Source organism: Sporosarcina sp. ACRSL, assembly GCF_022346605.1.
Lineage (GTDB): Bacteria > Bacillota > Bacilli > Bacillales_A > Planococcaceae > Sporosarcina.
This window is the reverse complement of the sequence record NZ_JAKRNT010000001.1, coordinates 399,504-413,481: the sequence shown is the minus strand read 5'-3', so window position 1 is coordinate 413,481 and position 13,978 is coordinate 399,504. Positions and strand designations below refer to the sequence as shown.

The window sequence follows — 13,978 nt, the reverse complement described above, 5'->3', positions numbered from 1 at the left end:
TTACGCCTCTCTTCCCGATAACAAATAGATGAGTTCCAAGTGGATTTGAGAAGCCATCTCTGTCACATCTTCAATTGTGACCGAATTCCATCCCTCAATCCATTTGTCGGCTGTGAAATCTTCATCCAATTGTTTGTATTGGTCATATACTTCAATTTGGCCTCTTGCAGAATCGAATGCGCTCCGGATGCTGTTCGTCAATAAGGCAACAGTCTGACTTAGCTCCTTGTCCGTGACATTTCCGTTCTGCATGGCGTCAATCTGTTCACCAATCAATTTGACGGCTTTTTCCTCAAGGTCGGCATCGATGCCAGCCATGACATAAACGATGCCGTAGTAAGCGGCATAAGCGCTGTTCACAGTGTACGCCATACTTTCTTTTTCACGGACATTCATAAATAATTTACTATGAGCGAATCCCCCTAAAACACCATTCGTAACTTGCATTTTAGGATAGTCTGGATGAAAGAAGGAAATGGGTGTACTATATCCAACTTGTAGTTTCCCTTGCTTCATATCCTGCCTCTCAAAGATCTGGCGGACTTCTTTCACTTCGTTGTCTTGCTGTTCATATTGTTTCCTCGTAGCTTCCCTAGCAGTAAAATTAAACATCGTTTTTATTTTTTCAGTTAGCTCATCTTCCTGGATATCTCCGACGACGTAAATATCGATTTCGTCCTTATCCAACATTCTCTTGTATGTATCTAGGAGAGAAGCAGTCGTAATGGATTCAACATTTTCTTCTGTACCGCTTGCCGACATGGAGGCAGGGTCATTTGGTCGCATTAGTTCAAGCATCCGTTTATGTGCATATCTTCCTTTATCGTCATAAATGGAACGAATCCGTTCAATGACTGTACGTTTTTCCCGACCGACGATTGATTCGTCAAAAGTTCCATCTTTTAAATTTGGATTGAAGATGACGGAACGGACTAATTTTAAAGCTTCATCGAATACCCCGGACGTAGAAAGGTATTCATCGTTTACACATTCCATATTTAACGTAATGATATGTGAACTACCACGTTTTGTTGCATCCATGTAGAATACGGTGCCATACAATTCGTCCAATGCTCTTCGCAGATCACTTTGTTTTGGGTAGTCGGCGTTCGAATCCTGAAGAACGTTTGACAATACCGCGCGCGATGCAGCCTGTTTTTCATCCAATTCTGTCAACCATTTAATAGACATTGTAATCGTTTTAAATTGCTCGGTCCTGCGAATGTATAAATTGACTCCCTTTTGAAGCTCGACCTTTTTAAACATACGGACACCTCGTTTTTTTCTTTATTATACGAATACCTCCATACAATATACATTTCATCGCATATGCATGGCAAAATAAACGTCTTTCCAGTTTACCTTTTAGAGAATCAGATAATACCAAAACCGCCTGGTCCCAACAATTGGGAATCCAGGCGGTCTTACTCGATTATCTACTACCTTTAATGTAAGGAACACCGCTCGCTTTCGGAGCGTTCGCCTTCCCAATGAAACCAGCTAGAGCAAGAATTGTTAACACATACGGAAGGATGTGGAAGTAGACAGACGGGATTTTTTGGATGAAGTCGATGTCGATTGACCCCGCACTAATTGCAAGTGCTTGTGCAAATCCGAAAAATAGGGCGGCTCCCATTGCACCAATTGGATGCCATTTCCCGAAAATCATTGCAGCCAATGCCATAAATCCTTGACCATTGATCGTTGCATGACCGAAATCGCCTGTCATTGTTTGTGAATAGATTGCTCCGCCAATTCCAGCAAGACCTCCGGAAAGGATGACGGCTGTATAACGGATTTTCGCCACATTGATTCCCATTGTGTCAGCTGCCATCGGATGCTCACCTACTGAACGAAGGCGAAGACCAAAAGGCGTCTTATAAATGACGAACCATGCAATGACCGCAATTAGGATTGCCATAACAGAGGTTCCATAAACTGATTTGAACAACATCGGTCCGATAAAAGGGATGTCCTGCAAAATCGGAATATTGACACGCGGGATTTTATGTTGGATGAAATCCGTTTGCCCTTTCCCGAATATCATTTTTACAGAGAACAAGGCAATCGCAATACCGAGCATATTGATCGCTACCCCGGAAACAACTTGGTCCGCACGGAAAGAGACAGATGCTACAGCATGCATAATTGAAAAGATTGCAGAAACGAGCATCGCTACTAGTAATGCAATCCATGGCGTCCAGCCACCGAATACGTCTGCATATGCCAAGTTAAAGACAATTCCTATAAAGGCACCCATGACCATAAGTCCTTCAAGTCCAATATTAACTACGCCGGAGCGTTCAGAGAACACGCCACCGATAGCAGTGAGAATGAGAGGAGCGGCATAAGCAATTGAAGTTGGTACCATAAAATAAAGCACTTCTAAAAAGCTCATGTCATTTCGCCTCCTTTTTCTTATTCAATCGTTGCAGTCCTACCCGGATGATATATCCGCACGCAACAAAGAAGATAATGAGTGCAATGACGATTGAAACGATTTCTAGTGGAATATTAGCGGCATTCGGCATATTATTCGCTCCGTATTTCAGAGAGCCGAATAATGAAGCTCCGAAAATGACACCGAGTGGAGAGTTCGCCCCAAGCAATGCAACGGCAATTCCGTCAAATCCGATTCCAGTAAATCCTGCTTGGTTCGTCATGCTTCCGAAAGTACCAAGTCCTTCCATCGCTCCTCCGAGACCTGCAAAAGCACCCGAGATGACCATCGATAGAATAATATTTTTATTTACGTTCATACCGGCATATTGGGATGCATTCTCATTGAATCCAACCGACTTCAATTCGAAACCTGTTTTCGTCTTTTCGAGAATGAACCACATGACAACAGCCATAATAAGCGCCACAAAAATACCGTAATGGAGTGTGGAGTAATCAGTCAAATTCGATAGGAAGTCCGAGCGTAAAGATGCAGTCGGCTGTATCCTATCCGTTTTATAGCTCCCACCAGATACTGTTTTAATCAATGCATTTACGACGTGGAGAGCAATATAGTTCATCATAATCGTGACAATAACTTCGTGGACACGTAGCGCCGCTTTCAAAATGCCTGGCACTAATCCCCATAGTGCTCCTGCCACTGCTGCGGCTAGCAAAGAGAAAGGCAAATGAATGTACATCGGCAATTCAAACGTTGATCCCACATAAACGGCAGCAAACCATCCGACCATGAGTTGGCCCTCAACACCGATATTGAAAAGTCCTGTTCGGAAAGCAAAAGCTACTGCCAGACCTGCAAGGATATAGGGACTAATTTGTCGAATCGTTTCACCGATTGCATAGCTATCTCCGAATATACCATTCCATAATGCAATATAACCAGCCACTGGGTCATAGCCACTGAAGAGCATAACGGCAGCACCGACGAGTAAACCGAGGATGATCGAAATGGCTGGCACTAAAATGTTGATAACTCTATTAGACATCTCGATCCGCACCTTCTTTCATTGCATGTTGCTCCTTCTCTTCCTTTGAATGACCGGCCATTAAAAGACCGAGTTCCTGTTCGTTTGTTTCCGATGGGATGACCGTATCGACGATCTGGCCATCGTGAATAACTGCAATCCGGTCGGAAACATTCATGACTTCATCAAGTTCAAAGGAGATGAGAAATACGGCCTTCCCTTTGTCCCGTTGCTCAATGAGCCTTTTATGAATGAATTCGATTGCTCCGACATCGAGTCCCCTTGTCGGCAATGCCGCGATGAGCAGGTCGGGATCCCGAGAAACCTCACGTCCAATAATGAGTTTTTGCTGGTTTCCTCCGGATAAGGCACGGGCTAACTCGTGCTCTCCTTGCGTCCGGACATCAAATTCTTCTATAATTTGATTCGCTTTTTCAGTGATGGCATCATAATTCATAATTCCGTTTTTGGAATATGGCAATTGATAATACTCTTGTAAGGCAGCGTTATAACCAACAGAGAAGTCAAGGACAAGTCCGTGTTTGTGACGGTCTTGCGGAATGTGACCCATGCCTGCTTCCGTAATTTTTCTTGGTTTCAAACCTGTCACGTCTTTTGAATTAATCGTGATTTTGCCGCTCTTCACTTTCCGTAAGCCTGTAATCGCTTCTATCAATTCGGATTGCCCGTTTCCGTCAATTCCCGCAAGGCCGACAATCTCGCCTTTGCGAACAGATAGATTCAACCCTCTTACTTTTTCAATCCCCCGATAATCCAAGACAACAAGATTCTCAATCTTCAACACTTCTTCTTGAGGATGGGAAGGACCTTTTTCCGTCTTGAATGTAACCTGTCTTCCAACCATCAACGTTGCAAGTTCTTCAGGGTTTGTTTCGGAAGTCACGACCGTACCGATTCCTTGCCCCTTCCGGATGACGGTGACTCGATCGGAAACATCCATGATCTCTTGTAGCTTATGAGTGATGAGAATGATCGATTTGCCTTCCGTAATAAGCTTTTTCATGATTCCAATCAATTCTTGTATTTCCTGAGGTGTCAAGGAAGCTGTCGGCTCGTCGAAAATCAGTATATTTGCTCCACGATAGAGTGATTTTAGGATTTCAACACGTTGTTGCATGCCAACTGAAATGTCTTCGATTTTCGCATAAGGGTCGACATTTAATCCGTAAAGTTTTGATAGTTCGGCCACTTTCTTTGCCGCATCTTTACTGTTGACGACACCCATCTTCTTCGGCTCACTGCCTAAAATAATATTTTCGGTAACAGTTAAGTTTTCGACGAGCATGAAATGTTGGTGAACCATTCCTATTCCGAGATCGTTTGCAACATTTGGACTTGTCACATTGACCTTTTTCCCGTTTACGCGGATTTCGCCTTCTTCAGGCTGGTAAAGTCCGAACAGCACATTCATCAATGTTGATTTGCCGGCACCATTTTCACCAAGCAATGCATGGATTTCTCCTTTTTTCAATTGCAAAGTGATATTGTCATTCGCACGGAAATTACCGAATTGCTTCGTAATGTTCAACATCTCAATGACATATTCCAATGGATTCACTTCCTTGTATAATAGTTTCTCTTTATATTGGAAAATAAAATGAATACAATAAAAGATTTTTAATTAAAAACCTTTTAGTCTATCCTTTTATTCCCAGATTCATTATCTACATAACAAAGGCCGGACTAAACCGGCCCTCGTTTTAATAATTATTATTCAGCGAATTCTGGTACTTCGATTTCACCGTTTGCAATCTTTTGTTTAAACTCTTCTATTTGATCCAATACGTCTTGAGGAATCGCACCACGAGAATCTGCTAATCCGACACCATCGTCTTCAATTCCATAAACTTTCGTTTCACCGCCAGGAAATTTACCTTCCATAGCAAGTCCTGCAATATCTTGAACCGCTACATCCACACGTTTAAGCATTGATGTCAATGTGATGTTATCATCGCCGACTTGACCTTCATCGTACTGATCGGAGTCAACACCGATAACCCATACGTTCGCATCTTTATCTGCTTGTTTACGTTCTTTCGCTTCAGCAAATACCCCGTTACCTGTTCCGCCTGCTGCGTGGAAAATGATGTCAATGCCTGAAGAATACATACGTCCAGCTTCCGCTTTACCGAGCTCAGCTTTGTCAAATGCTCCAGTATACTTAACATCTACTTTGATGTCTGGATTTACTGCTGCAACACCTGCTACAAATCCAGCTTCAAAACGTTCGATAACCGGAATTTCCATACCGCCGACAAAACCGATTTTATCAGTTTTTGTCATTAAGGCCGCTGCTACTCCAGCTAGGAACGCACCTTCCTGCTCTTTGAACATGACGCTAGCAACGTTTGGCTGATCGACTTCTCCATCGATGATCGCATAGTTTGTATCTGGTTGCTGTTCAGCGATTGTATTGATCGCTTCTTCCATCAAGAAACCGACTCCGAAAACTAAGTCAAAATTACGACGAGTAAGCGCATTCAGATTGGAAGTATAGTCCGCTTCCCCTTTTGATTGAAGGTATGCGTAACCGCCGTCCCCTTCACTCAATCCATTGTCTTTACCAAATTGTTGGATTCCTTCCCAAGCAGATTGGTTGAATGATTTGTCGTCAACACCGCCGACATCCGTAACCATCGCTAGAGAAAAATCTGATTCGTTTCCACCTGTAGAAGATGAATTGTCTTTTTCTGTGTCTTTGTCCGTGCCGCATGCGCCAAGTAGCGTGCCTGCTGCGAGTACCAATGATAATGCAAGTCCGTATTTACGTTTGCTCATTGATTTTGGACCTCCCTTGTTTTATTTTTGGTATTCAATATGACGTAAGAACGTCTTTAATGCACATTTGAAAAGCCGTTTATTGGCAGTCCAAAAGACAGGCGGTCATTGCAAATGCATTTTCTGCCCGTCAAATGGAAGATTGCTAGCCTGTTGCTTTTTAAAATATGCCTTATACCCTTTTTCGGACTACATGGAAGCTGAATTTATCAGCCCTGAAATAGTTTTTGGAGTAAAGGACCATTTCGCCTTCCTCACTATAATGATGCTGCAGCAATACGAGAAGTGGAATGTCGACTCCGCATCTTAATATCGATGACGCTTCATCGTCGTACCCGACAGGTTCAATATTCGCCACCGCCTGTACAATTCTGATCTCCTCAGATTTTTCAATCAAGTCAAAGATAGAGTCGTTCAACAGGACGTCCGAACCTGCTTCAAGATTTTTGGAGAGTACTTGGTCAACACAGTAAACGACGGGTTCCCCGTCTGCTGTCCTCACTCTTTTAATTGTTACGAGACTATCATCCGGCTCACAATCAAATTTCTCTATCATCTCATCATTTGGAAGGTTCTCCTGTACATCCATGAATATGGTTCCAGGAACCATTCCTGCATCTCGTATCATGGACGAAATACTCGATAGCTGTTCAATGCCAGAAGAAAATAATGGTCGTGGATTTACGAAAGTGCCGACGCCGTGTTTACGGACAATAATTTTTTCCTCTTCAAGGACTCGTAAAGCTTCCCGAAGCGTTGCCCTACTGACACCAAGAGTTCTAGCAAGCTCAAACTCTGATGGGAATCTTTCATTTTCCTTAAAGATTCCAGCGTCGATATCTTCTTTCAATCGCTCGATCACTTGCACGTATAAATGCCTTTGATCTGTTTTCACAACCATTTTAATCCCCCATCTCGATGATGTTAGACCTCTGATGTGTTACCCTATTTGTTAATCATCCATACTATATCATTTTCATACTACAAAATAAACATCTGTTTTTCAAAAAACAATGAAACCTTGAAAAATCCATAAAAAATGTACTTCTTTTGTCACGCTTTTCATGAATGATAATCGACCTCAGTAGCTGATATCAGGACTTGTCTCGGTTTACTGCCCTCCGGAGGTCCTACGACCCCTCTCATTTCCATTTGGTCTACAATCCTGGCAGCTCTTGAATAACCTATACGAAAACGTCTTTGCAGCATAGATACGGATGCAGTCTGCATTTCTAAAACGAGTTGGACCGCCTCATCGTACAACTCATCTGTCTCTTCATGCGGCTGAATTTCTTCGACTTCCGTCGGAATCATCTCTTCCTGATATTGGGCTTTTTGTTGCTGGATGACGAAATCTACGACAGCTTCAACTTCCTGATCGGAAACGAATGCCCCTTGGACTCTCACCGGCTTGGACGCGCCTGCAGGCAGAAATAGCATATCCCCACGTCCTAATAGCTTTTCAGCTCCGGCTCCGTCTAATATTGTCCTCGAATCAACTGCGGAAGAAACGGCAAAAGCGATCCTCGACGGGATATTTGCTTTAATAATTCCTGTAATGACGTCCACGCTCGGCCGCTGCGTTGCGATAATCAAATGGATTCCAGCTGCACGGGCCATTTGAGCAAGCCGTGTAATAGAGTCTTCTACATCGCTTGAAGCAACCATCATTAAGTCTGCAAGTTCGTCCACAATTACAACGATATACGGCATTCGTGGATGCTTTTCATCATTCTCTTCATTCCACTGTTCAATATGATCATTATATCCTTCAATATTGCGTGTTCCTGTATGGGAAAACAGTTCGTATCTTCTTTCCATCTCGGAAACAACTTTTTTCAATGCTTGAGACGCTTTTCGTGGATCCGTCACGACAGGTGCCAATAGATGCGGAACGCCATTGTAGACATTCAACTCGACCATTTTCGGATCGATCATCATCATCTTCACTTCATGCGGCTTTGCGCGCATTAATATACTGATAATGATCCCATTGATACATACACTTTTTCCGCTTCCCGTCGACCCAGCAACGAGAACATGCGGCATCTTATTCAATTCAGCCATCATCGCTTGTCCAGTCACATCTCTACCGAGAACGATACTAAGCTTCGAATCGGGACGGTTGTTTTCCTTCGATTCGATCACTTCCCGCAAACTGACAATTGCAACTGCATTGTTTGGCACTTCAATACCGACAGCAGATTTACCCGGAATAGGGGCTTCGATTCTAATATCACTCGCTGCAAGGGCAAGGGCAATATCATCGGCTAAGCTGACGATTCTACTCACTTTGACTCCAGTATCAGGCAGTACTTCATATTTTGTGACGGCTGGTCCTAAGTGGACTTGAGTGACTTTTGCTTTAACACCAAAGCTTAAAAAAGTCCTTTCAAGTTTTTGGGCGTTCGCATGGATAGACTCATATTCCGCAGACTGATCATTCGATGGCGTTTGTCGAAGTAATGATGGAGGCGGCAAAATGTATGATACATTTTCCTCTTCGCCCGATACACCCGAATAAGTGGGCACTTCCTCGACTTCCGGATTCTCTGTTTGATCATTCTCTACTGCTTTCTCAACGACAGCCGCTTGCTCATCAATAGAAGATTTCGGCTCGATACGGTCATTAAATGCTGAAATAATCGGCTTGGAGATAATCTCTTCTTGCTCATCGATTGCAGAAGCAGTCGAGTAATCCGACTTGTCCTCCTCGACCATTGTCTTTTTGGATCGAGTCGTTCTAGGCAGATTCGATTGACCACTTTTTCTAGACGTGTTTTTTTCTTTCCGTTCCAATTTAGTTTTAATTGACGATAGCAGTTTCGGATAATGTTCTGCAATATACGGGACGAGCGCTTTTCCGGTCAGTAAAATAATGCCAATCAATAACAGGAGGACGCCAGCTACTGTCGCTCCCGCAGAATCGAATAACGAATGGAAGACGGCAAAAAGCATAGCCCCCGCCATTCCACCACCGAGGGCGCCGCTTCGGGATGTGATCCCTTCATTCGTGATCAGAACTTTCCACGTTTCTTTAAAAGCTGAATTGGACATGAGCACTTTACTCTCATACAATTCCTTGAACAAGTGAATATGGCTGAATAAAAGTAGGCTTGCAAGTATAAATAAGCTGCCGCCTACGATACGGTTATTCCATCCTACCGTTGTTCGTTTGACCATGAATAGCAGCGCTTGGACGATTAATAATAAAGGAACAGCCCCATGCCAATTTCCAAATAATAGCCTTGCAAAAGATGATAACCCTCTTCCAACCATCCCGAACTCAAAAATGATAATGATAGCGAAGCCGATCATCGTCAAACCGCCCACTTCGTAAATGAGCGGATGGAGGCCATCACTTTTCTTTTTCGATGAAGCAGCCGTTTTCTTTTTCTTTTTCTTCGCTTTTTTAGACATGTCACTTCTCCTTTGTAAAAAAGGATTTCCCGCCGTCAGGTCGGCATGGAAATCCTTTTGCAAGTTCTTTTGTTGTGTCGAATTTAGTACTCCATAATAATCGGGATGATCATCGGTCTTCTCTTCGTTTGCTGGAATAAAAATGAGCTTAATGTATCGCGGATCTCTTGCTTTATGTTTGTCCATTCGAACGTATCTTTATTCACATACTTTTCCACGATTTTCCGAACGAGGTTTCTCGACTCATCGAGCAATTCCTCCGACTCTCTTACATATACGAATCCACGTGAAACGATTTCAGGGCCAGCAGCGATTTTTTTCTGTTTGCGGCTTAATGTAATGACGACTGTAAAAATGCCATCTTGCGACAATAGTTTCCTGTCTCGCAACACAATATTGCCGACATCTCCGACACCGATTCCGTCAATCAGGATATTGCCTGCTTGCACGCGTCCGCTCATCCTCATTTTATCATTTTTATATTCGACAATGTCGCCTTTATCCGCAATGAAAATTTGTGATTTTTGCAATCCGACTTGCTGCGCGAGTTTTGAATGGGCAATGAGCATTTTATATTCCCCTTGGATGGGAATAAAATATTTCGGTTGCATTAAATTCAACATCAGCTTCAAGTCTTCTTGGCTTCCATGACCGGATACGTGAACATTTTTCGAAGCGGTGATAACGTTTGCACCGGCTTTTGCTAATTCATTCGCCATTTGGTACATGGACACTTCCATGCTCGGGGATGGCGTGAATGTAATAAGGACTGTATCCGTCTCTTTGATTTTTATGTCCTTATGGAATTTACGGACGATTTTTTCAAGTGCCTCAAGCGGCTCGCCTTGATTACCCGTAACGATAATGACGATTTGGTCATCAGAATACTTCCCGATGTCTTTTACGGAGATAACGGTATCTTCGTCAATTTGCAAATAACCCAACCTCTTGCCAACTTCAAAATAACTTTCGAGGCTCTTTCCAACGACCGCAACTTTTTTGCCCGTTTCAAGTGCTATATCAAAAACTTGCTGAATTCGGATGAAATTGGAAGCATACAAGGCTACAAGAATGCGCCCTTCCACGCTATGGAAAGTATTGGACAGACGGTCTTCTATGACAGATTCGGAAGTTGTATAGCCTGGGCGTTCCGCTTCATTTGAATCTGACATCAAGATGAAAACGCCTTCTTCCCCTAACGCGGCCATCTTAGCGATATCTGGTCGATATTTTCCTTTTGCTGATTGGTCGAATTTGAATTCTCCGGTATGGACAATCGCTCCTTCGCTCGTATGGAAGACGATGCCGAGGGAGTCAGGGATGCTGTGCGTCGTATGGAAGAATGTCACATACGTCTGTTTGAAGTTCATTCGGCTCTTATTCGTCACTTCAAAGAATTTCACGCCTGCAGGTGCCGGCATTTCTTTCAGATGCTCCTTAGCGAGAGCAAGTGTCAGTTTTGAACCGTATACGGGAGCCTGCACTTTTTGCAGCAGATAAGCGATGGATCCGATTGCATCTTCATGCCCATGCGTTAAGAAGATCCCTTTCACTCGCTCTTTATTCTCTTCGATGTATGTGAGGTCTGGAATGACGATGTCAATTCCGAGCATTTCACCTTCAGGGAACATAAGACCCGCATCTACGATGAAAAGTTCATCGTCGATTTCAATTACGTACATCGCCTTACCGATTTCCCCGACCCCTCCTAGCGGAATTACTTTTATTACTTCATTTTTTGTTTTTGCCACATTGTTTCCTCCTATACTTTGTTTGAAAAAGACCGTTGTTAAAACTTGAACCGTCTATGTATGCTTTTTATACTTGCTTATGTTAATCCCAACTGTCCATTTTCAAATGATTATGTTGTTGTTGTTTGTTGAATCAATTACGCCTCGGCGTAATTGCGTTCGGATTTTTATCGAGCTAGCTCGATAAATCCCCCTAAAAATCCGTAACATCCGCCGGAGGCTTCAACTTAATCCGGCAGGTATTGAATCCCAACTGTATGTTGATACTTCTACATTTATCCCGGGACTTATGGAAAGAGGTGAATTTTGCTGGATAAAGTTGAATACCCGTCCACAACGACTAAAGTTCATTATACGTGAGAATACCCTAACTACACAAACAAAAAAAGCCGGTTGTTGCTTCCGGCTTTCTTTTATCGAAAAACGTGCTCATTTTTCTTGAATTCATTCCATACGTCGTCGAAGGAGGCGGAGCCTTCTCCGTAACTCGTTAAAGGCATCCTGACGCCTCCTGTCTCGATTCCCATCTTGTTAAGGGCGTACTTAACCGGAACAGGATTCGGAGCAGAAAAAACAGCGTGGAATAAAGGAAGCAACGTTCTATGCATCTTCGCAGCGCTCAGCGTATCCCCAGAGTTGAAGGCTTTAATCATTTGCTGCATTTCAGTGCCTACTATATGGGAGGCGACTGAAATGACGCCGTCTCCACCAATTGCTAAGAGTGGCAATGTTAACGCATCATCTCCACTATACACTTTGAAGCTATTGTCCGTTCCTGAGATGATGGCCGACATTTGATCGAGGCTTCCGCTCGCTTCTTTGACACCTCGAATGTTTTTAATTTTTGATAATTCGATGACGGTTGCCGCTTCCATATTGACCGCGGCTCTTCCTGGAATGTTATAGAGTAGTATCGGAAGGGCTGTAGCACTTGCAATATGGGTGAAATGCGTAATAATCCCTTTTTGGTCTGGTTTATTGTAGTAAGGGGTCACTAGCATGATCCCGTCAGCACCTAGCTCTTCCGCCTGCTTTGTCAGTTTGACTGTTTCCGCCGTATTAAAGGTTCCTGTACCTGCGATGACTGGAATCCTCTTTCTGACGATTTCAATCGCGTACCTGAATAAGTCGAATTTTTCTTGATGATTTAACGTTGGGGATTCCCCTGTAGTTCCACAGACGATTAAGGAATCCGTCCCTGTCGAAATCAAATGCTCAATCAGTTGCTCCGTCAAGTCAAAATCGATGTCTCCAGTATGCGAAAAAGGAGTGACCATCGCTGTACCAATTCGTCCAAGTTCCAATCTGACCATTCCTTTTCAGCTTTGATGTTGAAGCGATTGCTTCGGTTTTCATAGCTTATCGACACGGAACAATCGTTTCAATAACTTTATTTAATTAATTCCTCTGCAATTTGGACTGAGTTCAGCGCTGCTCCTTTCAGCAAGTTATCTGACACAATCCACATATGGAAGCCAGCCGGATCTTTCGGATCTTTCCGAATGCGGCCAACAAAAACTTCATCTTTTCCTTCCGCGAATAGCGGCATCGGATATAATTGTTCTGACGGATCATCCAAGACGACAACACCTGGCGCACTAGCCAATGCAGCTCGGACTTGGGCAACAGTTGCTGTTTCATCATCTGTTTCGATGTACACTGATTCTGAGTGACCTGTCACGACAGGAAGACGAACACAAGTGGCTGTAACGGCCATTTGCTGATCCCCGAATATCTTCTTCGTTTCGTTCATCATTTTCAGTTCTTCCAAAGTGTACCCCGATTCATCGAAAACATCGATTTGAGGGATTGCGTTAAAAGCGATCGGATAATGACGTTCCGCAGAAGCACTTGGAAGCAATTCAGCTTTAATATGAGCACGCTCTGCGAATTGTTTACTTTGTTGTTCAAGTTCGTCAATCGCTTCTGCGCCTGCACCGGATACTGCTTGATATGTCGAAACAATGATCCGTTTAATGCCGAACTTTTCCTTGATTGGTTGAAGCGCAGCAACCATTTGGATTGTTGAACAGTTCGGGTTCGCAATAATTCCAGAATGCTCCTGTAATGCGTTCGGATTGACTTCAGGAACTACAAGGGGAGTGCCTTCATCCATCCTAAATGCGCTTGTATTGTCAATCACAACTGCACCGCGTTTTACCGCTTCATGCGCAAACTTTTGAGAGATTGAACCTCCTGCGCTAAAGAATGCGATGTCGACTCCCTCAAAAGATTCGGGAACCGTTTCTTCGACAATATATGTTTGACCGCCAGCAGTAATTTCAACTCCCGCGGATCTTTTCGAAGCTAGCAACTTAATGGATTTTGCAGGAAAATTACGTTCCACAAGTTTTGCAAGTATTTGCGTACCTACAGCTCCGGTTGCTCCAACAATTGCTACATTCAAATTTTCATTTTTCATCTCTATCTCCCTTTCAACATTTCTAAGGACTTTTGGATAAATATACAGCCGAACGTCTATTCATACAATGGTGTGAAAATGAATTTTCCCATAAGAATAAACTTCAACCTATGTCCTATAAGAGTTCATTGGAGGAATTATATCATACCTAGAGATATTGC

At 43.2% G+C, this 13,978-nt stretch carries 10 protein-coding genes; all 10 read right to left on the bottom strand.

Annotated features, from left to right (window positions below; genetic code table 11):
* The 10 genes from yfmF to MHZ92_RS02185 all read right to left on the bottom strand — a co-directional run bounded on the left by yfmF (position 1) and on the right by MHZ92_RS02185 (position 13,817).
* Positions 1-1,266, bottom strand: coding sequence for an EF-P 5-aminopentanol modification-associated protein YfmF (yfmF, locus tag MHZ92_RS02230; protein ID WP_239429871.1), 1,266 nt, complete (start codon positions 1,264-1,266; stop codon positions 1-3).
* Positions 1,267-1,432: 166 nt separating this feature from the next.
* Entirely contained in the window at positions 1,433-2,398 is a 966-nt protein-coding gene (locus tag MHZ92_RS02225) for an ABC transporter permease (RefSeq protein WP_239429870.1), read from the bottom strand.
* 1 nt (position 2,399) lies between these two features.
* Complete coding sequence (locus MHZ92_RS02220) at positions 2,400-3,446, bottom strand: ABC transporter permease (protein ID WP_239429869.1); 1,047 nt, start codon at positions 3,444-3,446, stop codon at positions 2,400-2,402.
* Entirely contained in the window at positions 3,439-4,995 is a 1,557-nt protein-coding gene (locus MHZ92_RS02215) for an ABC transporter ATP-binding protein (protein ID WP_239429868.1), read from the bottom strand. Before MHZ92_RS02215 ends, MHZ92_RS02220 begins: the two co-directional genes overlap by 8 nt.
* 161 nt (positions 4,996-5,156) lie before the next feature.
* The gene (locus MHZ92_RS02210) at positions 5,157-6,224 is read right to left on the bottom strand and encodes a BMP family lipoprotein (RefSeq protein WP_239429867.1); all 1,068 of its coding nucleotides are present in this window, start codon (positions 6,222-6,224) and stop codon (positions 5,157-5,159) included.
* Positions 6,225-6,396: 172 nt separating this feature from the next.
* Positions 6,397-7,125, bottom strand: coding sequence for a GntR family transcriptional regulator (locus MHZ92_RS02205; protein WP_239429866.1), 729 nt, complete (start codon positions 7,123-7,125; stop codon positions 6,397-6,399).
* A gap of 161 nt (positions 7,126-7,286) precedes the next feature.
* Complete coding sequence (locus tag MHZ92_RS02200; RefSeq protein ID WP_239430073.1) at positions 7,287-9,644, bottom strand: DNA translocase FtsK; 2,358 nt, start codon at positions 9,642-9,644, stop codon at positions 7,287-7,289.
* An 83-nt stretch (positions 9,645-9,727) separates the two neighbouring features.
* On the bottom strand, positions 9,728-11,395 hold the full coding sequence (locus tag MHZ92_RS02195) for a ribonuclease J (protein ID WP_239429865.1): 1,668 nt from the start codon (positions 11,393-11,395) through the stop codon (positions 9,728-9,730).
* Positions 11,396-11,808: 413 nt separating this feature from the next.
* Positions 11,809-12,699 carry a 4-hydroxy-tetrahydrodipicolinate synthase gene (gene dapA, locus MHZ92_RS02190; RefSeq protein ID WP_239429864.1) on the bottom strand — a complete coding sequence of 297 codons (891 nt, stop codon included), beginning with the start codon at positions 12,697-12,699 and terminating at the stop codon, positions 11,809-11,811.
* Between the two features lie 86 nt (positions 12,700-12,785).
* Entirely contained in the window at positions 12,786-13,817 is a 1,032-nt protein-coding gene (locus tag MHZ92_RS02185; protein ID WP_239429863.1) for an aspartate-semialdehyde dehydrogenase, read from the bottom strand.
* Positions 13,818-13,978: the final 161 nt, after the last annotated feature.